Origin of the sequence: Bacillus sp. FSL L8-0167, assembly GCF_038630295.1 — a bacterium.
GTDB classification, from domain to species: domain Bacteria; phylum Bacillota; class Bacilli; order Bacillales; family Bacillaceae; genus Bacillus; species Bacillus safensis.
Map to the genome: position 1 here is coordinate 330,503 of NZ_CP152027.1, position 25,233 is coordinate 355,735.

At 42.6% G+C, this 25,233-nt stretch carries 22 protein-coding genes and 2 pseudogenes; 20 read left to right on the forward strand and 4 right to left on the reverse strand.

Annotated elements, in window-relative coordinates; translation table 11 throughout:
- Window positions 1-67: 67 nt before the first annotated feature.
- From MHB66_RS01790 to MHB66_RS01820, 7 genes are all read left to right on the forward strand, one after another.
- Window positions 68-925, forward strand: coding sequence for a citryl-CoA lyase (locus MHB66_RS01790; protein ID WP_080769807.1), 858 nt, complete (start codon window positions 68-70; stop codon window positions 923-925).
- Complete coding sequence (locus tag MHB66_RS01795) at window positions 922-2,355, forward strand: aldehyde dehydrogenase family protein (protein WP_046313767.1); 1,434 nt, start codon at window positions 922-924, stop codon at window positions 2,353-2,355. The genes MHB66_RS01790 and MHB66_RS01795 overlap by 4 nt, the downstream gene beginning before the upstream one ends.
- A gap of 9 nt (window positions 2,356-2,364) precedes the next feature.
- A complete protein-coding gene (gene aroD, locus MHB66_RS01800) occupies window positions 2,365-3,138 on the forward strand; it encodes a type I 3-dehydroquinate dehydratase (protein ID WP_046313769.1) in 774 nt (257 codons plus the stop codon).
- A gap of 38 nt (window positions 3,139-3,176) precedes the next feature.
- Complete coding sequence (locus MHB66_RS01805) at window positions 3,177-4,937, forward strand: thiamine pyrophosphate-binding protein (RefSeq protein ID WP_034283256.1); 1,761 nt, start codon at window positions 3,177-3,179, stop codon at window positions 4,935-4,937.
- Between the two features lie 23 nt (window positions 4,938-4,960).
- A complete protein-coding gene (locus MHB66_RS01810) occupies window positions 4,961-5,341 on the forward strand; it encodes a cupin domain-containing protein (protein ID WP_041116575.1) in 381 nt (126 codons plus the stop codon).
- A gap of 125 nt (window positions 5,342-5,466) precedes the next feature.
- A complete protein-coding gene (locus MHB66_RS01815) occupies window positions 5,467-6,669 on the forward strand; it encodes a CoA transferase (protein WP_080943496.1) in 1,203 nt (400 codons plus the stop codon).
- 45 nt (window positions 6,670-6,714) lie between these two features.
- On the forward strand, window positions 6,715-8,028 hold the full coding sequence (locus tag MHB66_RS01820; RefSeq protein WP_046313771.1) for an MFS transporter: 1,314 nt from the start codon (window positions 6,715-6,717) through the stop codon (window positions 8,026-8,028).
- A gap of 39 nt (window positions 8,029-8,067) precedes the next feature.
- Here the strand turns inward: MHB66_RS01820 and MHB66_RS01825 are convergent, their stop codons facing one another.
- The gene (locus tag MHB66_RS01825; RefSeq protein ID WP_046313773.1) at window positions 8,068-9,426 is read right to left on the reverse strand and encodes a hypothetical protein; all 1,359 of its coding nucleotides are present in this window, start codon (window positions 9,424-9,426) and stop codon (window positions 8,068-8,070) included.
- A gap of 148 nt (window positions 9,427-9,574) precedes the next feature.
- Here MHB66_RS01825 and MHB66_RS01830 point away from each other — a divergent pair, with 148 nt between their 5' ends.
- The 6 genes and pseudogenes from MHB66_RS01830 (at window position 9,575) to MHB66_RS01855 (ending at window position 14,358) form a co-directional block, all read left to right on the forward strand.
- Window positions 9,575-10,348: an IclR family transcriptional regulator gene (locus MHB66_RS01830; RefSeq protein WP_046313775.1), complete on the forward strand. Its 774-nt coding sequence runs from the start codon at window positions 9,575-9,577 to the stop codon at window positions 10,346-10,348.
- An 85-nt stretch (window positions 10,349-10,433) separates the two neighbouring features.
- Window positions 10,434-10,991: a shikimate kinase gene (locus MHB66_RS01835; RefSeq protein WP_003214270.1), complete on the forward strand. Its 558-nt coding sequence runs from the start codon at window positions 10,434-10,436 to the stop codon at window positions 10,989-10,991.
- Between the two features lie 741 nt (window positions 10,992-11,732).
- Window positions 11,733-11,912, forward strand: a pseudogene (locus tag MHB66_RS01840) (hypothetical protein); the annotation flags it as partial.
- Between the two features lie 243 nt (window positions 11,913-12,155).
- Complete coding sequence (locus MHB66_RS01845; protein WP_046313780.1) at window positions 12,156-12,980, forward strand: hypothetical protein; 825 nt, start codon at window positions 12,156-12,158, stop codon at window positions 12,978-12,980.
- A gap of 57 nt (window positions 12,981-13,037) precedes the next feature.
- Window positions 13,038-13,284: pseudogene (locus MHB66_RS01850) on the forward strand (hypothetical protein); the annotation flags it as partial.
- Window positions 13,285-14,139: 855 nt separating this feature from the next.
- A complete protein-coding gene (locus tag MHB66_RS01855; protein WP_268748727.1) occupies window positions 14,140-14,358 on the forward strand; it encodes an MFS transporter in 219 nt (72 codons plus the stop codon).
- A gap of 222 nt (window positions 14,359-14,580) precedes the next feature.
- On the opposite strand, the gene MHB66_RS01860 is transcribed toward MHB66_RS01855, so the two are convergent.
- Complete coding sequence (locus MHB66_RS01860; protein WP_046313786.1) at window positions 14,581-15,354, reverse strand: class I SAM-dependent methyltransferase; 774 nt, start codon at window positions 15,352-15,354, stop codon at window positions 14,581-14,583.
- 116 nt (window positions 15,355-15,470) lie between these two features.
- Here MHB66_RS01860 and MHB66_RS01865 point away from each other — a divergent pair, with 116 nt between their 5' ends.
- Complete coding sequence (locus MHB66_RS01865; RefSeq protein ID WP_046313788.1) at window positions 15,471-16,376, forward strand: LysR substrate-binding domain-containing protein; 906 nt, start codon at window positions 15,471-15,473, stop codon at window positions 16,374-16,376.
- A gap of 243 nt (window positions 16,377-16,619) precedes the next feature.
- On the opposite strand, the gene MHB66_RS01870 is transcribed toward MHB66_RS01865, so the two are convergent.
- Window positions 16,620-17,405 (reverse strand): carbon-nitrogen family hydrolase, encoded by a 786-nt coding sequence (locus MHB66_RS01870; protein ID WP_046313790.1) that lies wholly within the window; start codon window positions 17,403-17,405, stop codon window positions 16,620-16,622.
- A 211-nt stretch (window positions 17,406-17,616) separates the two neighbouring features.
- On the opposite strand from MHB66_RS01870, the gene MHB66_RS01875 reads away from it, so the two are divergent.
- Entirely contained in the window at window positions 17,617-18,573 is a 957-nt protein-coding gene (locus MHB66_RS01875; protein WP_046313792.1) for an acetylxylan esterase, read from the forward strand.
- 35 nt (window positions 18,574-18,608) lie between these two features.
- On the opposite strand, the gene MHB66_RS01880 is transcribed toward MHB66_RS01875, so the two are convergent.
- Window positions 18,609-18,923, reverse strand: a complete 315-nt coding sequence (locus MHB66_RS01880; protein ID WP_024424319.1) for a hypothetical protein — start codon at window positions 18,921-18,923, stop codon at window positions 18,609-18,611.
- A gap of 92 nt (window positions 18,924-19,015) precedes the next feature.
- On the opposite strand from MHB66_RS01880, the gene MHB66_RS01885 reads away from it, so the two are divergent.
- The 5 genes from MHB66_RS01885 (at window position 19,016) to MHB66_RS01905 (ending at window position 25,226) form a co-directional block, all read left to right on the forward strand.
- Window positions 19,016-19,786, forward strand: a complete 771-nt coding sequence (locus tag MHB66_RS01885) for a nucleotidyltransferase domain-containing protein (RefSeq protein WP_046313841.1) — start codon at window positions 19,016-19,018, stop codon at window positions 19,784-19,786.
- A gap of 161 nt (window positions 19,787-19,947) precedes the next feature.
- On the forward strand, window positions 19,948-20,865 hold the full coding sequence (locus tag MHB66_RS01890; protein ID WP_046313794.1) for a proline dehydrogenase: 918 nt from the start codon (window positions 19,948-19,950) through the stop codon (window positions 20,863-20,865).
- Between the two features lie 23 nt (window positions 20,866-20,888).
- The gene (pruA, locus tag MHB66_RS01895; protein WP_046313796.1) at window positions 20,889-22,436 is read left to right on the forward strand and encodes an L-glutamate gamma-semialdehyde dehydrogenase; all 1,548 of its coding nucleotides are present in this window, start codon (window positions 20,889-20,891) and stop codon (window positions 22,434-22,436) included.
- 126 nt (window positions 22,437-22,562) lie between these two features.
- Window positions 22,563-23,795, forward strand: a complete 1,233-nt coding sequence (locus MHB66_RS01900; RefSeq protein ID WP_034283288.1) for a helix-turn-helix domain-containing protein — start codon at window positions 22,563-22,565, stop codon at window positions 23,793-23,795.
- A gap of 132 nt (window positions 23,796-23,927) precedes the next feature.
- Window positions 23,928-25,226: an arsenic transporter gene (locus MHB66_RS01905; protein WP_046313799.1), complete on the forward strand. Its 1,299-nt coding sequence runs from the start codon at window positions 23,928-23,930 to the stop codon at window positions 25,224-25,226.
- The last annotated feature ends 7 nt before the right edge of the window (window positions 25,227-25,233 follow it).

The following is a 25,233-nucleotide window of genomic DNA, read 5'->3' on the forward strand; positions in this document are numbered from 1 at the left end:
AAAGTGAAATTAGATTCCACTGAATGGAATAAAGGGGTGATTCACCTCCAAATAAGAAGCTAAAGGAATGATTCACACAATGAAAAATCGAAGTGCACTGGAAATTTACAAAGAGGGAGGCGCATGGTGGGAGACTGAGATTAGTCATATTCAAAAAAATTCAATTGAACTACGAGGGTATCCGATTGAAGAACTGATTGGTGAATTGTCGTATCCACAAATGCTCTATTTACTGCTTGTTGGTGAATTATTGGATGATTCAAAAGCAGCTCTTTTTGAAAGTGTTCTTGTCGCAGGTGCGGACCATGGACCAAGAGCGCCATCTATTGCAGCAGCTAGAATGGCGGTGACTTGCGGCATTTCGTTTAATTCCTCTGTTGCAACAGGGGTGAATCTATTAGGTGACATTCATGGCGGAGCCGGAGAGAAGGCCATGCGTATGTTATACGAGGCCAAAGCGGTCTACGATGATCAAAAGGATATACAGGCTGCGGCAAAGCAAGTGTGTCAAACATGGTTAAATCGCAAGGAAAAAATCCCGGGAATCGGCCATCAGCTTCATGATGATGATCCGAGGGTGAGACGTCTATATGAGCTGAGTCACACACATGTCCAGCAAGGTCTTATCAGTGGCACATATTTAAGGTTAGCCGAAGCGATTAGACATGAGCTTGAACAACTGAAAGGGAAGAAAATCACGATGAATATAGATGGTGTATCTGCTGCCATCCAATGTGAATTAAACATTCCAGCAGAAGCAGCAAAAGGCATTTTTTCCTTATCCAGAGGAATGGGCATCGTGGCGCATGCATATGAGGAGCTCACAAAGGGAGCCCTCGTGAAAGGACCTTGTCCGAATGAAGAAAGATTGGTTCGTTATGCAGGACATGGAACGCGGCACTTGAAGGAGGGAGAAAAAATTTGAGTGGTTTAAAAGCGTTGTCATATATAAACGGCGAGTGGCTGGATACCGGTCGTGTGAAAACAGATATCATCAATCCTTACTCAGGAGAAAGGATCGGTACATCTTATCTCGCCTCATCAGAGGACATAGAACAGGCACTTTCTATTGCGCAGCAGGCTAAAAAACAAATAGCGGGAATATCGGCAATCGAACGCTCAAAGCTTCTAACAAAAGCAGCCGCCTTGCTTGAAGAACAAAAAGACCATTTTGCAAAACTGATTTCGCTAGAATTAGGCAAACCGCTTAAAAATACAAGAGATGAAGTTTCGCGATCAATCGAGACACTGGCACAGTCGGCGGAAGAAGCGAATCGATTAATAGGTGAGACCATTCCTGGCAATGTATCATCACGCGGACAGGGAGCAATGGCCATGACATTTAAAGTACCAGTCGGAGTTGTGCTGGCGATTACCCCTTTTAATGCACCGCTCAACTTAATTTGCCACAAAGTCGGTCCGGCCTTTGCGGGAGGGAATGTCATCATTTTGAAGCCCGCACCGCAAACATCAGCTGTTGCCACAGCGTTTGTCGAACTCCTTCTCGAAGCAGGGTTTCCTGAGGCTGGTTTGCAGCTTGTGATTGGCGGGGTCGAGGCCGGGAAACAGTTAGTCACTGATGAAAGAACGAATCTCATCTCTTTTACCGGCGGGGCTGCCGGAGGCGAACACATTACAACCTCTGCGGGATTGAAAAAGGTACTGCTCGAACTCGGAGGGAATGGCGCGACGATTGTTCATCACGATGCAGATATTGAACAAGCCGCATCCATGTGTGCCAAAACAGGCTTTAGTAATTCCGGTCAAAGCTGTATTTCTGTTCAAAGAATTTATGTCCATCAGCAAATGATGCCGTCGTTTACTGAGGTATTAAAACAAAAAGTAGAGCAGCTTGTCGTTGGAGATCCGCTGTCCAGCGAGAGTGATATCGGCTGTATGGTTGATGTCCAGGCGGCAAAGCGTGTTGAGGCATGGATACAAGAGGCAGAGAGCATGGGTGCCCAGATTTTATGCGGGGGGAAAAGAAATGGAGCGAGCATCACACCGGCTATTTTGCTAAACCCTCCGAAACAGGCCAAGGTCGTCTGTGAGGAAGTGTTCGGCCCAGTTGTCAGCATTCTCCCTTATGAGGAGCTGGAGGAGGCAATTAAAGAAGCAAATGATAGCCGATATGGTTTGCAGGCAGGGATCTTTACGAATCAGCTGGATGTGGCGTTGCACGCAGCAAAAGAGCTTGAAACTGGCGGGGTTGTCATCAATGGGACATCGAATTTTAGACTGGATCATTGGCCTTATGGCGGGATTAAGCGAAGTGGCCTTGGAAGAGAAGGTCCGCGTTTCGCCATTGAGGAGATGACCGAAACCAAAATGGTCGTGCTTCCACAGGGTCTGTGAAAGGGGCGTTTGGATGTGAATGCATTTCAGCAAAAGGTAAAAAGTGTGCAGGCAGGCGGTCAGCCAATGATTTGTACGCCGCTCATCGGACAAACAAAGGAAGAATTATTTCATGAGGTCGAGGTGTTAACTGAGAAAAATCCTGATGTGATAGAGTGGCGGGCGGATTTTTTTCATCACCTTCATGACAAGGAACAAGTGATAGAAACCCTTAAGGGAATGGTAGAAAAGGCAAAGGGTATCCCATTTTTATTCACGATTCGCTCTGAAAAGGAGGGCGGCGAAAGTATATCACTCTCAGAAACTGAGAAGGTTTCTCTGCTTGCCGAGCTTTGTTCCACTCAGCTTGTGGACGCCGTTGATTATGAATTGATGCATGATGTGACACATATACAGCAAGTCAGTCAGGCGGCTAAAAGAAATGGGGTCACCTTGATTGTGTCGTATCACGATTTCGAGTGTACCCCTGAGATAGATCGCCTCGTGCAGCTATTCGTCAATGCAGAATCAGTCGGCGCCGACATCGCAAAGATCGCAGTGATGCCGTATTCCTATGACGATGCATTAACACTGCTCTCGGCGACCAGCCATGCGAAAAAGCAGCTGTCAATTCCCGTTATTTCAATGGCAATGGGGGAATACGGGGCTTTTACAAGAATGATTGGCGGACTTTTTGGATCTGTCATGACCTTTGCTGTAGGGAAAGAAAGCTCAGCTCCCGGGCAAGTGGCGATACAGGATTTGAACAATGTTCTATCTATTGTGTTTTCAAAGAATAAGTGAGTAGCAGATTCATAGCTGCACCGAGAGAGGAGAGAAACATGAAGAAGAATATTTCTACACAGGTTATTCAGTACTTAGAAAATCGGGGAGTCGAGCATATTTTCGGTCTCTGCGGTCATACGAATATTGCTTTTTTATCAGCGCTTGAAAAAAGCTCGATTCAATTTGTCAATGTCAGGCATGAACAGATAGCGGCACATGCAGCTGATGGTTATGCGCGGGCAAAGAAACAGACGGCTGTTGTTCTCAGTCATCTAGGACCCGGACTCACCAATGCGGCAACAGGGGTAGCGAATGCAGCACTTGATTCCATTCCAATGGTTGTCATTGCAGGAGATGTCCCAAGTCATTATTACGGAAAGCACCCACATCAAGAGATCAATCTTCATTCCGATGCCTCTCAATACGAAATTTACCGGCCGTTTGTGAAAAGAGCATGGCGAGTCGATATTCCAGAATTATTTCCAGAGATTTTATCAAAAGCATTTCAGTTAGCTGAAAGCGGCCGTCCTGGCCCGGTGCTTATTTCTGTTCCAATGGATGTTTTCTCAAAGGACCTAGATGTGTCCTTGTTTGAACAAATCAACCATCATACACACACCATTGAAAAACCTTCTATTGATGATCAAACGGCCAATCGGATATTGGATCGATTGCTGCAGGCAGAAAGACCGCTCTTATATGTAGGGGGAGGCATTATATTAGCTGATGCAGCTGAAGAATTAAAGGCATTTTCTGACCATCTGAGTATCCCTGTCGCCCATTCTTTGATGGGGAAAGGAGCCATGCCGGATGATCATCCAATGACTCTTGGAATGACAGGGTTTTGGGGGACAAAATTTATCAATGATCAGTGCAAAGAAGCAGATTATATATTGGCTTTAGGCACCCGTTTTGCTGAAGCTGATGCGAGCTCGTGGGAATCAGATTATACGTTCCGCTTCCCATCAACCAAGCTCATTCATATTGACATTGACCCGAATGAAATTGGACGTAACTATCCTGTTGAAATTGGAGCAGTAGCCGATCTTAAGCAAGCCTTGACTGTACTCAATCGAGTGGCGAGAGAGAGACTGCCAAAAGGGCTGGATCGTCCTGAATTGAAAAAGGAAATTGCGTTATATCGTAAGGATTTTCAGGCTAGCAATCTGACGAATGTTCAAGATGAATCCTTCCCAATGAAGCCGCAGCGTATTTTGCAGGAAGTACGGGAAGTATTGCCGCCAGATGCCTTTATTACAACGGATGTTGGCTGGAACAAAAATGGGGTCGGACAGCAATTTCCTGTGCTCACGCCAGGTACCATTTTAACGCCAGGCGGCTTTGCAACGATGGGATTTGGAGCACCTGCCGCACTTGGGGCAAAGATTGCCCAGCCTGACCGTGTTGTTGTGTCACTCGTTGGAGACGGCGGCTTCGGTCAAAATCCATCCGTTCTTGCAACAGCAGTTGAAGAGAACATTCCTGTTGTGTGGATTGTGATGAATAACAGTGCATTTGGAACAATAGCCGGTTTGCAAATGGCGCACTATGAAACGACGTACGGCACTGTTTTCAGAAAAGGTGGAGAAAGCTATTCACCGGATTTTGCTGCCGTTGCGAGAGGTTATGGGATGAAGGGGATTAAAATCACCTCTGCTTCTGAATTCAAAGAAGCTTTAGCTGAAGCCATTGCTTCTCAGGAGCCTTGCGTTATTGATGTAGCGATGAAAAATGATCCTGTTCCTACGGATGGACATTGGAATATTAATGACATTTATTCACCAAATTCAAAGCGCTCACATGTCAGCGTGAATTAAACAGAACGAGGGAGGAATTAACAATGAAAATTAAAGTATTGAATCCGTTTCAAGATGGGAACCCATTATGGTTAGGCTTAGATCGTCCAGAGGAGCAAATGATTCGAAAGGTATTTCAAACCATTACACCAGATACTGTTGGATCAGAGCATATGATGGCGGGTCTCACCATTTTTGAACCGGGGGAAGCAAGTTCAGTGCACAATCACCCGGGTTCAGAGGAATTTGATTATGTGATTAAAGGATCTGGCGAAGTCATTTGTGATGGAGAAAGGCAGTCCTTTAAACAAAATGATTTCATGTTCATTCCAGACGGTGTTCCGCACCAGCATGTCAATACAGGAGATGAACCTTTATGGCTCATTTGGCTCTACACACCGCAAGGGCAGCTTCCAAAGGATTAAAAACCTGCACCGGTAAGCTCTCCTTTTGAATCATCAGGGCTTTCCGGGTCAATCAGAAAGATGAAAAGGGCTAAAATTAGGAATGATTTTAGCCCTTCATCACTTGAATGAAAGGGAGTCAAGCAATGAATATGAATACACCGCTCGAAGGAATAAAAATATTAGACGTCTCTACGATGATTGCTGCACCCTATGGCGCGGTGCTTCTAGGGGATTTTGGCGCAGAGGTCATCAAGGTCGAGATTCCTGGCAAAGGCGATACGCTGCGGCACGTCGGCCCTTTTGCAGATGGGGAACCACTTAGATGGTCAGGTCTCTCGCGGAATAAGAAATCCCTTACACTGGATCTGCACAAAGGCGAAGCAAAGGACATTTTTAAAAAGCTTGCGGGTCAGGTCGATGTGCTGATTGAAAATTTCCGCCCTGGAACACTGGAAAAATGGGGCGTTGGGTACGATGTGTTAAAAGAAATCAACCCTCGTTTAATTATGATTCGTGTATCGGGTTATGGTCAAACGGGCCCGTTTAAGGACAAAGCCGGATTTGGAACACCAGCGACGGCGTTTAGCGGCTTTACATATATTCAAGGGTTTCCAGACCGGCATCCAGTCAGCCCTTCCTTTTCTCTCACTGATTATATTGCTGGCATCTACGTGGCGTTTGCTACTGTGACAGCGATGTATTACAGGGATACATACCCAGAAGGAACTGGGCAAATGGTGGATTTGGCCCTCTATGAATCTGTGTTTCGTATGTTAGAGTTTTTGGTTGCAGAATATGACAAGCTTGGGAAGGTGCGTGAGCGTTCACCGGGGCTGAGCGGACATTCAAGCCCTGCCGGTACCTATGAGACAAAGGATGGTCATTATTTGGTTCTTGTGACGAGTACAGATTCGACCTTCAATCGATTGGCAGAGGCGATGAATCGATTAGATTTACTAGAGAATGAAAAATTTGCGGTCAATGCATCCAGGCTGAAGCATAACAAAGAAATGGATGCGATCGTTTCGCAATGGATCGCGTCGAAAACAAGGGATGACGTATTAGAAATTTTAGATACACATGGCGTACCTGTGAGCCCAATCTTAAGTATTCGAGATATTTTTGAGCATCCACAATTTAAAGCACGAGAGAATATCGTCGAGGTGCATCACCCTCGTCTTGGAAAAGTGAAGGTGCCTGGGATCATTCCGAAGTTTGAAAAAACACCTGGAAGTATCCGTCACATTGCACCTGATTTAGGCGAACATAATTATGAGATTTTAACAAATATGCTTGGCTTAACAGAAGAAGAGTGTAAGCAGTTAGAAGAAAAAGGGGTAATTTAATACGCTCAACCGAACCGCACGCTGCGGAAACAAAGGAGGATGGTTATGAAAGTGCATTCAGAACTGAAGGGGAATGAATTGCAGCCCGTATATGTGAAACCAACGAAAGCCCGTTTTGGCATATTGATTCTGTTGTTTTTTATTACCGCTATTAATTATATTGATCGAGCCAGTGTATCCATTGTTGCTCCTGCGATTCAATCTTCATTGCAATTAAATCCTGCCTTATTAGGCTTGATTTTTTCGGCATTTAGCTGGACATATACAGCGATGCAAATACCAGGCGGTTTTATTCTCGATAAATTTGGCTCAAAGGTAACGTATGGGATATCACTCGTTACTTGGTCTATTTTCACAGGCTTACAGGCGTTTGCGAACAGCTTTGCCTTTTTATTCGGCTGCCGTTTGTTTATTGGGATTACAGAATCTCCCGCTTTTCCTGCAAATAACCGTATTGTTACCACATGGTTTCCAAGGCGGGAACGGGCTTTTGCAACAGGTGTTTATACTGCTGGAGAGTATGTGGGTCTTGCCTTTGCGACACCTCTTCTTTTTTGGATCATGACGACTTTCGATTGGAGAACCGTCTTTATTACGGCAGGTGCGCTCGGTATCATATTTGCTTTCTTTTGGTACAAGTATTATCACGAACCGAAAGAGCATCCGAAGATAAATGAAGATGAGTTAGAATTAATCCGGCAAGGCGATGGGCTGACAGTCGCATCACAGGAGAAGCTGAAATGGGCGGACTTTGCCGCCCTTCTAAAATATCGTAAATTGATCGGGCTTTATATTGGGCAATTCTCTGTTGCGTCTACCCTTTTTTTCTTTTTAACGTGGTTTCCGACCTATTTGGCAGAGGCGAAAAATATGGCGTTTCTCAAGGTAGGTTTTGCTGCTTCTCTTCCTTACATTGCTGCATTCTTTGGCGTCTTGTTTGGAGGTTATGTGTCTGATTGGCTGCTTAAAAAAGGCGTATCAGTGAATGTAGCGAGAAAGCTGCCAGTAGTGGTTGGCTTGCTGATGACGAGTACCATTGTTTTAGCAAACTTTACAACAAATATCCCGCTTGTGCTGACCATTTTATCCATCGCTTCATTTGCGCAAGGACTGTCTAATATCTCTTGGACGATGCTGTCTGAGGTGGCACCGCGGGAAATGGTTGGGCTGGCTGGCGGCGTATTTAACTTTTTTGCTAATTTAGCTGGGATCATCACTCCGCTGATTATCGGATTCATCGTGTCGGCGACAGGCTCTTACAATGGAGGAATTTTATTCGTCAGTTTAGTCGCTTTAGGCGGGGCATTGTCGTACATCTTTATCGTAGGTAAAATTGAACGTATTCAATTAAAACCATAGTGAGAAAGCAAAAGAGAACTCAAGGGTGAGTTCTCTTTTTTATGTATAAAAGATAACGGTGATGATCGCTGCACATGCGATGCCCATGCTGATATAAAGGCTGGCAAACCATATATTCCAGCGAGTGATACGGTAAGGGTTGATCTTCATCAAATCAGCCAATAAGGAGACAGAAACATTAAAAGGGCTAAACATAACAGTTGATGTGCCAGCAACGATCAGCATGATTGCGATCGGAAGAGCAGGCAGCTCATGGATGACTGGCGCCATCATGCTGACTAACAAAGCAAGCGAGACGAGCGGGTGAAAACCGCAAAGGGCGGTGATCAGAAAATACAACCCAATGACACAATAAACCCAAATGGCATGGTCTGATATACTGACAATAAATGCTTGAATCGGCTGCATACTGTTTGTCGCAAGGAGCATATCGACAAAGAAGCCTGCACTTAAAAATAGACACATATAGTTGGAGAGCTGACGGGTTCTTTCTTTCCAATGAGGCACAGAGACAGCGATATATTGTTTTCTTTTTTTGATAATAGAAGAGAATAATAGAGCAAATGGAATAATCGTCAGTACTACAGCGAATAAATAGCCTTTCCCAATCCATGCATCGACAAGTGAGACGACTGTCATAAAACCTAGCAGCATGAAAGCGAGCTGAAGGGTTTTTCGCTTAATTCGATGAGGATTGGCGTTTGTTTCTGAAGACTGAATGATGTTTGGTAATCGTTTGCTTTGACGAGAAAAAAGCAACCAATCTATCGCCAGCACGACGACCATTAAACCAAAAGTAATAGGTGCAATTTGATAATATTTTAGTTTGGTTGCATCAATGGTGACGCTTACCAGCACTTCAACAGGACTCCAGCTTAAACATAATGCATATGACCTCAAGAGGTTGCGTGTATAAAGATGTTGTTTCACTTGTTCTTTTAGAGATTCGAGCGACGGTTTGAGCGATGTATATAGTAAAGGAATCGTCGCGATATTTAAAAACATGCCGAGAATATGAGTGACAAATGAACTCTTGCGATAAAGCTGGTTTGAGCTCGTTGTATGCAGTGTGAGCAGTTTATTTAATTGTGTATCGAAATGTCCAACATGTATGAGAGAATGAATAAAAGGCAGCATGAAAAAGAGAGAAAGCAAGCCCAGCATGGAATGAAAGTGAAGAAAAAACGTATGTAATGGCTGGCCGGATAAGAAGAATAAGAACAACCCAATGATGAGAAATACAGCACCTGTTTTCAAATAAAGCCCATTTGCTTTCTTAAAAGAAATGGTGAGCGAGGCAGCGGCCAGCAGACCAACAAAATAGGAGAGTATAGGAGCAGGAAATAGTTGATGAACAATATATAGACTGATAAGAAGTGTAAAAACGAGCAGGTACATTCAAATATCTCCTCCATCAAATATCTTCAAGTGATTTTATTCCGACTGGTGGAATTTGTTTTCTTTTAGTGGAACGTTTAAAATGGATTATAGCAAAATCGATCGTTGATGTCGATAAGAAATCAAAGGGGAAAAGGAGAAAATGAACATGGCTGATAAAAAGTCAAAAGAAGAATCAGGACTGCGTACAGTTCAGCGTGCTTTGGATATTCTGTATTGTTTTAGTGAAGAACGTCAAGAGCTGACGCTAACGGATATTTCAAAAGAGATGAATTTAGCAATGTCTACGACAACGAGACTGCTCAAGGCGCTTGAAATGAATCATTTTGTGGAGAAGAATCAAGAAACAATGAAATACCGATTGGGTCAAAGGCTTTATCTCCTCGGATACATTGCAGGAAAGTCCATTAAATTGAGAGAACTGGCTAAACCACTCATGTACTTACTTCGTGATGAAACAAAGGAAACCGTCAACCTGTATGTGCTGGATTCAACAAGCAGGGTTTGTATCGAACAAGCGGAAGGGCTGCAATCGATTCGCCATCTTGTCAAGATTGGTGAGAAGCTGCCATTGTACGCAGGTGCAGGCGGAAAGGTATTATTGGCATTTCAAAGTGAAGAATTTCAACAAAAAGTATTAGCGTCTGAGGCTGATCATGTGAAGAGAGATGACTGGCAAGAGGAACGTAAACATATTCTTGACACGTATACTTCTTGCAGTATCGATGAACGAGAGGTAGGATCTGCGGCAGTAGCGGCACCAGTCTTTAACATTCATGGGGAAGTGAAGGCTTGTTTATCCATATCTGGTCCAACCCATCGGTTTACTGAAGAAGTCATTCCTAAGCTGCAGCAAAAAGTGAAAGAACAGGCACAGAGGCTTTCTGAACAGCTCGGCTACGTCGTCAAACACAATTTTTAAGATTGCCTATCTTTTCGCGCTCCATTTATCATATAATAGAAACATTATGTAGCATTCCTTGTCGTAGGGAGGACGTGTCACGACCATGAAAATCAATAGAGAAATTCCTGTAAGACAGCGGAATATTGTCCTCATTGGCTTTATGGGTGTTGGGAAAACAACCATTGGGCAGCTGGTTGCCAAAAAGCTATATAGAGATTTTATTGATGTCGATCAGGAGATTGAGAAAAAGTACAACATGACGATTCCAGAGATGTTTCAGCAAAAAGGAGAAGCATTCTTCAGGCAGGCTGAAAAGGATTATATCGTCGATTTATGTGAACATACACAGCTCAAGATCGTCTCCCTTGGAGGCGGTGCATTCAAACAGGAAGAAATCAAACGCGCCTGCTTGAAGCATTGTACCGTTCTTTTCCTTGACTTGTCTTGGGAGAATTGGAAGCAGCGGCTTGATATTTTAATTGAAAACCGCCCTGTTCTCCACAACCGGACGCTTGATGAGATGAAAGAGCTGTTTGAAGAGCGCCGGGAGATTTATTCTCTTCATAATTCAAGAGTGGAAACAGATCATTTAGAGGCTGAGGAAGTCGCCAATTATATTGTGGACACACTCAAGCTTGGCTGGGATTTATATTCGAAATAAAAAAAGTCTACCGTTTAGGGTAGACTTTTTTTATTTATACGTCCATGTTTGATGACGGATCCAAAAAAAGAAGAGAAAAGATGCTGGTCCTCGTAGATATGATGATGTTTTGACAGTGAAAATGTTTTTATCCTTTATTTGGTTGGGAAAAAGATGATTATACTTCAATCGCTCATGATTGTATATGGGTTAAAATAGTTAATTATATTGGCTTTTAAGGTGGTTTTTGCTTTTAAATTTCTTGTTTTTTATATTTTTCTGCCTGTTTTGGAGTACAATTGGTGAGCACTAAAAAATCCTTCAATCGTTCAATAAGAACGATTGAAGGATTTTTTTCATTTTATGCTGCAACTCTATCCGAAGCAATTTTTATTGAATCACTGTTACTTCCCACATCAAAAGTTGAAAAGGACAGAACGAACACTAGTTAACACTGCTACTGCGAATATAACCCGACTGAGTTTCATTAATAATCTCCCCTTTTTTAATTTTGTTTCTTGCTTCAACGCCAACATATAATATTCACTCAAGCGTTTGAAATCCTGTTTCTGATGAAAAAACTGCGCCACTTCAATAGCATAGTTCTCTAATTCCCCAGATACCAATCATCGGTACCTAGAGTAATATCATATGGAATTGATACATTCAGCTGCTCGATCAGATTGTATACTACTTGACCTACTAAATCACCAACATAAGGTGCTACAACATCCTTGAAGGTGTTTTTTAGTTCAAATGTTAAGTTTTACATAAATGAAAATGGTGATGGAAGCTGATGAACATTTAGGGAAAACTGATCTATCAGATATGATTGCAGAGGCTGAATTGGCAGACAAACACAAAAAAATGTTAGATGTGTTTCTTGCTGATGTTACATGGTCGTTTAAAAACAAGCTGCTAAATCTTTATATTAACAGGTGATGCGATTTAACGTATGTGTCAACGGTACCGGAAAAATGTGAGGATAAGGAGTTGACATATTCAGCGCCACCCAAACCCTCTTGGCATTGAACAAACAACCGTTTGTTCCTGCCTACCGGCGAGGGAGCCCCCGATAATTTTGGGGATGGGGGTTAGATTTTCAATAATATCATTGTTTTTAATTCTAATTTTCTAAATATAAACATAACAGTACATTAACAATAAATATAAGGGGGCGATGGTATGTATTTACCTTATTATTATTATTTACCTAGAAGTTATGAGCCCTGGATTAATCAATATCAACAACACTTCGTGTATTATCCACTTATTCCTTATAATCATTATTATCCATTATCAAATGATTCTCTAGGTAATGAAAGACAAACTTTATATTTACAAGTGCCTGATGAGGTTGAACAAGCTCCAGAAGCTGTCCCGCCAAATTTTAATATCCAGAAGGACTTACCTTGGAACACAATACAAAGTCAAATAAAATCGCAGTATATCGATTATGCAGGGACTATCCAATGTCAAATAATGAATAATTCAGTGAGGTGTGTTTTGTTTTCTGTTCCCAATATTCCAGAATTTAAAATAGGCACGTGCACAAAAACAATTACTAGAAAATTTCTTGGACAGAAAATAAAGATAAAGGTGAGTTATTGGTGTTTACAAAGACGTAAAAGTAAATTTGTTATGTACATTCAGGTTGGAACCAGAGGCATACCTTCTTTAAATTTAAAAAAACGAATACAAGAATGTATAATGCAAACAAAGAAAAGTGCAGAAAATGCAGCCTATAGTACATTTCTAACAAAGTTGCCATTAGGACTTCAAGTAGCTGCATCCGAAGCAATATCAGCTGCCTTATCTGCAGCAATATCAACTTTTAAAACATGTATGATAGGAATCGCAACTGACCTCGAGAAAATTTTAGAGGATGTTCAAAATGTAGAGTATTATCGTAATTTAATTAAAAATCTTAAATTATCATTTCCTTATGAACAGATTGATCGTACTAATTGGGAACCATTCAATTGGCGGTTACCTTCTTATGCTCTTTAATAGAAGTAGGGTTGACTTTTTATGAGTTTGATTGATGAAAAATTTAGGGTTTAATGTAGGTGAAGTTTAAGCAGAGATTGTATTGTTTGTTGGTTGTCGAAGGCGAACGAATAAAAGGGTTGGCTGAATATCGTTACACATTCTACAATATTTTGCCATGACGTTCGAATGACTAGCTTAAAACCCTTATTTCAAGAATTCCACAATTAAATGGATTACACACCACGACATCTTCAAATATAGTGAAGAACTTCAAAAAGACAATCTAAAACACTCATACATAAATAAGGTATGTCTTATGTAACAGGCATCTTTGATTTGGCAATTGAAGAAAATCTTTTATCAGAACACCCAACGAAAAAATTAAAAAACCTAAGTGATATACGAAGAAAATATTAAATTTTGGACACCAGAACAGTTTCAAAAATTTATCACAATATTTGATGACAATAAATACAAAGATTTTTTCAAGAAAACATAAATATACTAATGAAATAAAAATAAATAAAACATTAACAAAAACAAAGCAAGGAAATGATTTCATAATCACGTCTTCCAAAACCTCAAGTTCATATAGAAGCATTGTAGTTAATAAAAAATTATATCTTTACTCAAAGAGTGGAAAGTTCAACAAAAAGAAGAATTAGAGAAATTCGGTATTGAGCAAACAGACAAAACAAGAATTTCAAATTCAATCATAGAACATCAGACAGAACCTATTTAAGTGAATTCATAAAGCACGCATGCGAAAAATACAATCTGGATATCCCACCAATTAATATTCATGCACTTAAACATTCGCATGTCTCTTTGCTCATTAATAGTGGAGAAGACATCTATATTATTTCACAGCGTTTAGGACACAAGAGTACCAGCAAAACTTATGATATATATGGACACCTTTTCCCCAATCGACAAAAAGAACTTGCAAACCGCTAGATGACCTATTTTAATTTCGACCTTGTATCCAGTAACTTTTAGTAAGTGAAGTAAAAAGGAGTATATGCAAGTTTTACAAAAGAGAAATGGCTCATGAAACCCTCATATTTCAAGGCTCATGGGTCATTCGTTGAAATTAACCATCAATCGTTTCATGTGGAAACGAAATATATTCTCATTTTCTTTTTTGAGAAAATAAAATAGTATCTAAATACCTGAAATTTATCCGACACGTATGAGGGTGATTGGAACAGCATTTGCTACAGCGTGGCTTAGGCTGGCCTCAGCGATCGCTCCTATTATGATAGGTTTTATTTTAGAGGTAAGCGGTGTTTCAACTATTTTTATTCTTTTTGCAAGTGTGACGGTAGTGGGAGCAATTCTTGCTTTTAAAATGATAGAAACGCGCGAGAAAGTATTAGAGGATATTGCGCCGTAAGTTACGCGTGCAGTGAAGAACTTATTCCAAAGAGGGTAGGTTCTTTTTTTATTCAGAGGATCTAAAATGCCTCACCTATTTTCGTTCATTTATCATATAATAGAAACATGATCTAGCACTCCTTGTCGTAAGGAGAGATGTGTCACGAACATGAAAAGCAATACCTGTGAGACAGTGAAGATTAAAAAAGTCTACCGACAATGGTAGACTTTTTCTATAAGGTCAATTCTTGATTCCCTGAATCAGTGCAGCTTTTAAACAGAAAGAAATGGGCTGATGGTGTGCATCGAATTGAAGCTGAAACAGCTGCTTTGTGTCAGGGTCTGCGGCTTGAAGGTGGGAAACGATCTCCTTTTGAATATTCTCTGGCGTGCGTCCGCGTATAATCCAGTCCTGATAATCAATATGCAGATCCCAGTAACGAATCTCTTTCTGAGTCAATTGGTTGTCATCGAAAAGCTCTTTCCATTCTGATAATGAGCTTTCCCGCACATGAGAAGGGTCTCTCAGTCTATTTAAGTGATTAATAAATGAATCCTGTGCAGGGTTTTCAGGTGCATAATGGTCGACGAGCAGAAATTGGCCGCCTTTTTTTAAGACTCGGCTGATTTCAGACATGGCTGCCGGAAGGTTTGGAAAGTGGTGAGCAGCAAATCGGCACGTCACTAAATCAAATGATTCATCAGAGAAGGGCAATGCTTCTGCGGCTGCCTGCTCAAAAGTAATGTGGTTCAGGTGGCGTTCTTCCGCAAGTGCTGCTGCAACCTCGATCATTTTTTGCGTGACATCAATGCCGATCCCTTTAGAGATAACGTCTGAAAAGGAAAAAACGGTATGTCCTGCCGCGCAGCCAATATCAAGTAAATGCTCATGTCCCTTCGCATGTGCTGTTGTTTTCATCCATTCCAGCTCTTCTCCGGCTGCAAATATAGGTGAATCTCGATAGTTCTCGGCATTTTGTGAAAATTGGTTCTCGGCTTTAGCATATGGATTCATTTCTTTTCCCCCTTTGTGGTCTCTTTATCGTAGAATTCCTTCTGTTATTTGTCTAAGACATAAAAGATATGACACGGATAGTTAAAACCTATGAGGTGATGAAAGTGGATATACGAATGATGGAATATGTCATTGAAGTGTACCGGCAGCAAAGCTTTACAAAAGCAGCGGATCAACTTCATATTGCACAGCCTTCTTTAAGCCAGCAAATGAAGAAGCTGGAAGAGGAATTAGACACACCGCTATTTATTCGAAAGTATGGACAAGTAACGCCTACACCTCAAGGGAGACGATTCATTAAAAGGGCTGAGAATATTTTGAAGGAAAGAGATGATTTGCTGCGTGAAATGGGAGAAGCAGCTTATGAAATCGGGAAAGAGCTGAACATTGGAGCGCCAGCAGTGACTGGGGGATATGTCTTGCCCGGCTTATTAAAAACTTTTTGTCAAACGTATCCTCATGTCGACGTTCAATTGATAGAAGATTCACCTCGTGAGCTCGAAAAACTTCTATTGGCCGGAAAACTGGATTTGGCCATTTTATCTATGCCTGTCGAGCATGAATCATTGAAAACGAAACAAATGCTGACAGAGCCGCTCCTTCTTGCAGTTCCACAAGCTGCTCAGCCTTGGTTATCAGAGGGATTGAACGAGATCATCAAGCAAGCAGGGCAAAAAGAAATGGTTCCCTTTCAACTTCTTGAAGGTATCCCATTTATTATGCTGAAAGAGGGATACGGTTTTCGGCAAGTGGTCACGGAGCTGTGCCGTCATCACGGTTTTCAGCCAAAAGCGGCTTTTGAAACAAGTCATATTCAAACAGCACAGGCATTGGTCAAAAACGAACTAGGGGTGACCGTTGTGCCGAAAATGGTAATACAAGAGGATAGGAACGGGGTCATTTATTTACAAATTGATTCATGCCCCACCCGCACACTTGTGTTTGCATATGTGGAAGAAAGGTATTTAACGAAAGCCGCTCAAGCCTTCATGGACCTTTATCAGAACCAAGGGAAAGCTTAAACAAACGTTTAATTAAACGCAAACAGCAGGGGAGCACCCTGCTTTAAGATTGGTGACAAAGGGCTAAAATGATCTTGGTTTTAGCCCTTTGTCTTCTTTTCAGCGTGATAGAAAACCTTTGCAGTCTAGAAAGGGCGAGCAGCGGAGCGGAGCGAATTTGACATTCGTGAGCACCGGAGCGCAGACCTGACACCGAATGCGAGGGTTTGTCTACACGCTGAAAGCAGGGGAGCACCCTGCTTTTTAATATAAGTCGAGACGCTGATCCGTCATAACCGGAATTTGCTGTCTGACTTCATCCACTAGCTGAAGATCAATTTCCGCATAATAAATATCTTCGTCATCGTTTGTTTCAAGCAGGATACGACCGAGTGGATCAATTACCATAGAGTGTCCAGGGAATTCCGTGTCTCTGCTTGTGCCTGTTCTGTTAACAGCAATCATAAATGACTGGTTTTCAATCGCTCTTGCGATGAGCAGGCTGCGCCAATGGTCCACTCTTGCTGACGGCCATTGCGCCGTATTGACGAGCACCTTCGCTCCTTTGTTCACAAGTGTTCTGGAAAGCTGCGGGAAGCGGAGATCATAGCAAATCATCGCACCAATCGTTACACCTTCACCATAGTCAAATAAACCAAGCTGATCACCAGCGGTTAAATAGTTATGCTCATCCATTAAGCGGAATAAATGAATTTTATCATAATCTAACAAAAGCTCACCTTGGCGGTTAAAGACATACATCGTGTTGGTGATATTTTCATCTTCTGTTCGCTTATTTAATACACTGCCTGCGATGAGATACACTTGATGCTTGTGGGCAAAGGAGGAGAAGAGCTGTTTTGTGCGTTCACCGTTTACATCCGCAAGCTGATCGGCTTGTTCAAGGGCGTAGCCGGTATTCCACATTTCGGGTAAAATGATCAAATCAGGCTGCTCGCGAACCGCTTCTTCTAAAAACGATGCTGCTTTTTTAAAATTCACTTCAGGTTCTCCAATTTGTACGTCCATTTGGACAAGGGCGATTTTCATACGAGTTCCTCCTTTATTTGCTATATGTCATGTGAAAATCATGAATGTATGTAATGGTTTATTTTAGTCTTCAAGGCCAGTTTCTTTATCATAAAGGTTTCCATCATCTTTGCCAATAGAAATGTCAGAAGGTTTTGTTAAATGGCTTTCTCACTCAAGAAATCGGTGTTATGATACATATAATGAATAAAACAAAGGGGGATACTCGGATATGCAATTGTACGATTTACCACTTGAAGAGCTAAAAAAATATAAACCAAAGAAAACAGCACGCCCTGATTTCTCAGATTTTTGGAAGAAATCACTCGAAGAACTGCGCCAAGTGGAGGCAAAGCCAATACTTGAACCTTATGACTATCCAGTGAAAGGTGTCAAGGTGTACCGCCTGACGTATCAAAGCTTTGGACATTCTAAAATTGAAGGATTTTATGCTGTACCTGATCTAACTGGCCCGCATCCAGCGCTCGTTCGTTTTCATGGCTATAATGCCAGCTATGACGGCGGCATTCACGACATCGTCAACTGGGCGCTCCACGGCTATGCCACATTTGGTATGCTCGTCCGCGGTCAAGGCGGCAGTGAAGATCAGACAGTGACACCAGGCGGTCACGCTTTGGGGTGGATGACAAAAGGCATTTTATCAAAAGAGACCTACTATTATCGCGGTGTTTATTTAGATGCGGTTCGTGCACTCGAAGTCATTCAGTCCTTCCCTGAAGTGGATAAACACCGGATCGGCGTAATTGGTGGAAGCCAGGGAGGCGCATTAGCGGTAGCAGCTGCAGCCCTTTCAGATATTCCGAAGGTCGTCGCGGCAGATTACCCTTATTTATCAAACTTTGAGCGTGCAGTGGATGCGGCATTGGAGCAGCCTTATTTAGAAATCAATTCGTACTTTCGGAGAAATAGTGACCCGGAAGTGGAAGAAAAGGCATTTGAGACATTAAGCTATTTTGACTTAATTAATTTAGCTGGATGGGTCAAACAGCCAACATTGATGGCGATCGGTCTGATTGACAAAATTACCCCGCCATCTACTGTGTTTGCGGCATACAACCATTTAGAAACAGATAAAGACCTTAAGGTATACCGCTATTTTGGACACGAGTTTATCCCGGCTTTTCAAACAGAGAAGCTCTCCTTCTTACAAAAGCACTTGCTCAAATAAAAGAACAAAGAGGCCGCTCTAGGAGGGCCTCTTTTTTAATAACTCGTATTCTGTCTCGTTTTTTCATCAGGTACTAACGCGGTGATAATAAGGGCAAGAGCTGTGATGATATGCAGGATGAATCCAAGTATCGGAATCCAGGCGAGGCAGGATGTGATAATCCCAATGATGCTACCAATCATTGGTCCTTGGTCTCGCTTCGATAAGACGAGTGTGATAATATGCAGAATAAGCATGACCATGAGCGGTGAATAGCCATTGCTAATAATAAATAGTCCTCCGATGACAGGGATGGCAAGACAGGCTTCAAAAATTCCGGTGATCCATTTCATGATGCGAGATATAGACATGAGATCCAACTCCTTTTTCATATATGTCTTATTCGTATTTTACCAAAACGTGAAGAAGTCATGCAGATTTCTATAGAAAGAGTTGATGGATGATGAGAGAGAGAATCAAGGAAGAGCTGAAAATCATCGAAGAAACGTATGACGTGAAAATTTGCCTCGCGGTCGAATCAGGCAGCAGAGCATGGGGATTCCCCTCGACTGATAGTGATTACGATGTTCGTTTTTTATATGTTCCTCGAAAAGAATGGTATTGGGCAATGGAAGAACATCGTGATGTCATTGAACGGCCGATTGATGATGTGCTTGATATCAGCGGCTGGGAGCTTAGAAAGGCACTTCGCTTATTCAATAAATCGAATCCGTCCATCATGGAATGGCTGTCGTCTGACATCATCTATGCTGAATCCTTCTCTTTGGCAAAGCAGCTAAGAGAATTAAAGGATCGAGCGTTTTATCCTGCCGCATTGATGTATCATTACCTCAATATGGCGAAGCGGAATGAAAGCCGGCATTTACGAGGAGAGCAGGTGCGAATCAAGAAGTATTTCTATGTGCTTCGTCCGCTGCTTGCCTGTCAGTGGATTGAACGATACAGGACGGTTCCGCCGATGGACTTTCATAAACTGCTCGAAGAACTAGTGGAGGAAGGTCCGCTTTTAGCGGAAATCCATGAGCTGCTCAAACGTAAAATGGACGGAGAAGAAATGGATGTAGAGAACCGCCTCGCTTATGTCCATCCATTTATCGACAAAGAGCTCGCGCGATTTGATGAATTGGTGAAAAGCTACAATCAGCCGAAAGACAACCTGATGCAAGAATTAAATGAGCTGCTGCAGTCTACCCTTGATGAGGTGTGGGCGTAAGCAGGGAAGAGCCAGCCGGATCGCGGCAGGCTCTTTTTTATCTCTTATTGTGATAAAACCACAAAAAAAGTCAGAATTTTTGTCATCTTCAAATATTGTAGCGGACAGCTTATGAGCTTTACAATAAAGACATAGCTTACAAAGAGTGGGAGGTGCCCTTTATGGAGTCGGTCACAAGAAATTTCTTCTTGTTTTTGTCAAAGAGCAGTCTCTTGAACCATATTGCTCGTAATTGGGGAAGTGCTGTTGCATCTAAGAAAATCATCGGAGGGAAGGACTTTGAGAGTGCCATCCCTGTTATCAAGCGATTAAATGACCAAGGAATGGCTGTGACAGTTGATCACCTTGGTGAGTTTGTCACAAAGGCAGAGATTGCCAATGAACGGACGACTGAGTGTATTCAAACCATTCAGCGGATTGCAGAGGCGGGACTCAATTCCCACGTGTCACTCAAAATGACATCACTTGGCCTGGATATTGACGATGACCTTGTGTATCGCAATATGAAACGTATTTTAGATACGGCAGAGAAGCACCGTATCATGGTGACAATCGATATGGAGGATGAACAGCGCTGTCAAAAAACGCTGGACATTTTTAAAGAGATGAAATCTCAATATGAGTATGTCAGTACGGTCTTGCAGGCGTATTTGTACAGAACAGAAAAGGATCTTGATGACCTAAACAAGCTGAAGCCATTTTTAAGACTTGTAAAGGGTGCCTATAAGGAATCTGCCGAAGTGGCGTATCCAAACAAAAAAGACGTCGATCAGAATTATCAAAAGCTGATCGAAAAGCAATTGCTCTCAGGAAACTATACAGCCATTGCGACACATGACAATCGAATGATTGAGTTCACGAAAAATATTGTGAAAAAACACAATATACAGACAAGTCAGTTCGAATTTCAAATGCTGTACGGCATGAGATCAGAAACGCAGCAGGCACTTGTGAAAGAAGGCTATCAAATGAGGGTCTATACTCCGTATGGACGAGAGTGGTATGGCTACTATATGAGACGTCTTGCAGAACGGCCGGCAAACATTGCCTTTGCTCTAAAAGGGATGACGAGAAAATAATTTGAAACGGGAGCGTGACAAACATGACAACACCTTACAAGCATGAACCATTCACGGATTTTAGCCAGGAAGAAAACCGCAAAGCGTTTGAACAAGCATTAGCTAAAGTAACAGAATCACTTGGTCAAACCTATCCGCTCGTGATCAATGGAGAAAGAATTGAAACGAAAGACAAGATTGTTTCGATCAATCCAGCGAAAAAGGATGAAGTGGTTGGAACCGTATCAAAGGCTGGGAAGGAAGAGGCAGAACAAGCGGTTCAAGCAGCAGCGAAAGCATTCGAAACATGGCGCTACACATCTCCAGAAGAAAGAGCTGGCGTATTATTCAGAGCTGCGGCAAGCATTCGCCGTAAAAAGCATGAGTATTCAGCCCTTCTTGTCAAAGAAGCAGGTAAGCCTTGGAATGAAGCGGATGCAGATACAGCAGAAGCGATTGACTTCCTAGAATATTATGCCCGTCAAATGCTGGAGCTGGCGAAAGGCAAACCAGTGAACAGCCGCGAAGGCGAACGCAATCAATATGTATACACACCAACTGGCGTGACGCTCGTGATTCCGCCGTGGAACTTCTTGTTTGCGATCATGGCAGGAACAACAGTAGCGCCAATCGTCACTGGGAATACAGTTGTTTTAAAACCAGCGAGTGCGACGCCTGTCATTGCAGCCCGTTTTGTGGAGGAGCTTGAGCAAGCCGGTCTTCCAAAGGGTGTTGTCAACTTTGTACCAGGAAGCGGAGCAGAGGTCGGGGATTACTTAGTAGATCATCCGAAAACAAGCCTGATTACATTCACTGGATCAAGAGAAGTAGGGACACGTATCTTTGAACGCGCGGCAAAAGTGCAGCCAGGCCAGCAGCATTTAAAACGTGTCATTGCTGAAATGGGCGGTAAGGATACAGTGGTTGTTGATGAGGATGCAGATGTTGAATTAGCGGCTAATGCCATTTTCACATCAGCCTTCGGGTTTTCAGGTCAGAAATGTTCAGCTGGATCTCGGGCTGTCGTTCACGAGAAGCTGTATGACCAAGTGGTTGAGCGAGTGAAGGAAATCACAGAAACGAAAACAACAGCCAATCCACTTTCTGCGGATGTTTACATGGGACCTGTCATTGATCAAGCGTCCTTTGACAAGATCACGGATTATATCGAGGTTGGCAAACAGGAAGGCCGCTTAGTCACTGGCGGAACGAGTGATGATTCGGAAGGATACTTTATCCACCCGACCATTTTTGCAGATCTTGAGCCAACTTCCCGTTTAATGCAAGAAGAAATCTTTGGACCAGTCTTGGCTTTCTCGAAAGTCTCTAGCTTTGATGAGGCACTTGAGGTAGCCAACAACACAGAATACGGTTTAACAGGTGCTGTCATTACGAATAATCGTGATCACATCAAGCGTGCGAAGCAGGAGTTCCATGTAGGGAACCTTTACTTTAACCGTAACTGCACAGGTGCCATCGTTGGTTACCACCCATTCGGCGGCTTCAAAATGTCAGGAACGGATTCAAAAGCAGGCGGTCCAGATTACCTAGCTCTGCACATGCAGGCAAAAACGATTAGTGAAATGTTTTAATATGGAAAAAGCATGAACCTGCACTGACGGGTTCATGCTTTTTTTGCCTGCTTGCGACTTGTTTCTATACAAATCTGACTGGAAAGAAGTATGATAAATGTATCACTTAATCAGGGAGCAATCGGGATGGAAGAGATATTAGAAAAGCTTCATACATTTTTTGATGTCGATAAATTAATTGCATTTATTAGCGGATATTTAAAAAAACCAGTCATTTTAGAAAGCACAGAGTGTCAGCTCCTTGCTTATAATTCTTACAGCATTCAGCAGTTTGACCCAGTCAATCAGCAAACGATTTTCTCCAAGGAATGTCCGGGGTCTGTGGTCGATTGGTTAAAGAAAACAGGGGTAATTGAGCGGCTTCACAAGGAGTCAAAGCCTTTTTATGTGAGCGGCCATGACGAGCTCGGATTTAATCGGCGGGTGGCTGTGAGCGCCAAGCATAAACAAGAGGTAGTAGGCTTTATTTGGGTGCAGGACATTGAGGACTCCCTCTCTCAGGAGGAGCTGCAATTTTTACACGAAGCGTCCTTTCAGGTTGGAAAAGTGATTTATAAGAATAAGAAACAGCTTGAGAAAAAGGAAGGCAAGATTGAAGAGTTTTTCAAAAAGGTCATGGATGATCATTTTTATACAGAAGAAGAGCTGAAATGGGAGGCTGAGAACTTAAGCATTCCTCTGCCAGCCGTATTTACCGTCATGGTCGTGCACGCTGCCGATAACAAAAGTGAGACGGCAGAAGATGTGAAGGATGTCATTCGAACGTATTTGCAGCTAGAGGATAAGGTGAATCACGTCTATTCGGTTCAAGCAGATATCGTCGTCATATTAGGCAGCCTGTCAGACCGGCACTCACCGAAAGCGACTGCGGCTGATGTCATCGCACATCTGCAATCAAAAACGCATGCACATCCTTCCCCTTTGTATATTGGGATGGGAAGAGAGTATCGTGATGTCATGAAAATGAGTACAAGCCGATTTGAAGCGATAGAGGTCGTCAAGGCAGTAAAAATTGTCGGAGGACAAGAACTGATTCCATATGATTACGAGAATCTGGGGGTCTTCCGGTTTTTAGATTCCATTTACAGCCATCAAAAAAAGAAAAACGACTTCAATCCAGATTTGTTACGCTTGAAGGAAAAAGACCGCGAGAGTCAAACCTCGTTTTTAAAAACGCTGGAAGTCTACTTATTGAATAACTGCAAGCTAAAGCCAGCAGCGGAGCAGTTGTTTATTCATCAAAATACATTAAACTATCGAATGAAACAAATTTTTGACATGACTTCGATCGACTTAAGTCATTTTAGCCAGAGATGTGAGTTATTTATTGAATTGATGCTGATGAAAAAAGATCAATAATGATGATGGAATCCGCAGGTCCACGGGATCACCTGCGGGTTTTCATGTGACATGCGAAAATGGCATACAACTGATGCATTTCGTTGTATGATAGATAAAGATTTTATGAGAAAAGTGAAAGGGGGGCCACCTTTGGGATCAGTCACCTTAGCCATTTTGATTTTCATCTTGACCCTCGTCCTTGTCATTTGGCAGCCAGGACGTGTCACCATAGGATGGTCAGCATGTGGAGGCGCCATTCTTGCACTTGCCTTTGGCGTCGTTCATCTGGGCGATGTGTGGGAAGTCACGCAAATTGTATGGAACGCCACATTTGCCTTTATTGGCATTATTATCATATCGTTAATTTTAGATGAGATCGGCTTTTTTGAATGGGCTGCACTGCATATGGCAAAAGCCGCAAGAGGCAACGGTGTCCGCATGTTTATTTATTTAACATTGCTAGGCGCTGTTGTGGCTGCTTTTTTTGCCAACGATGGAGCGGCATTGATTTTGACCCCAATCGTTTTATCTGTGGTGAGAGCGTTGAAGCTGGATGAGCGCATGGTGCTTCCTTTTGTGATGGCAAGCGGCTTTATTGCAGATACAACTTCTTTGCCATTTGTCATTAGTAACCTGGTCAATATCGTATCAGCCGACTATTTTCATATTGGTTTTCTAGAATATACAGCGAATATGTTCGTGCCAAACCTTGTGTCGCTTGGAGCGAGCATGCTGGTTCTGTATGTGTTTTACCGAAAGCTTATTCCAAAAACCTACGATCTGTCTCAGGCAAAGGAACCGGCATCAGCTATTCGAGATATCCGTATGTTCCGTTTGTCTTGGTATGTGCTCGGCTGTCTGCTTGTGGGTTATTTTGCGGGGGAGCTGATCGGTATTCCAGTGTCCATCATCGTAGGCGGAATTGCCCTTGCTTTCTTGTGGCTGGCGAGAAGAAGTCCGCAAGTGGCGACAAAGCGGGTGATCAAAGAAGCGCCGTGGTCCATTGTGTTTTTCTCGATCGGCATGTATGTCGTCGTATATGGACTGAAAAATGTCGGTCTTACAGAAATATTGGCGGCATGGATCCAGCAAGGGGCATCACATGGCTTGCTTGCAGGAACGATGTTTATGGGCGTGCTTGCCGCAGTGCTGTCCTCTGTGATGAACAATCTGCCGACCGTTTTAATTGATGCGATTGCGATTGGACATACAGATACAGCAGGTGTCATGAGAGACGGACTGATTTATGCCAATGTCATCGGCTCCAACCTTGGACCGAAAATGACCCCAATCGGCTCATTGGCGACATTGCTGTGGCTTCATGTCTTAAAGAAAAAAGGCGTCCATATCTCTTGGGGAGCGTACATGAAAGCCGGAATCATCCTGACCATTCCAACCTTGATTCTCACTTTACTCGGGTTATATGTATGGTTATGGCTCATTCATTAAAAAGAAA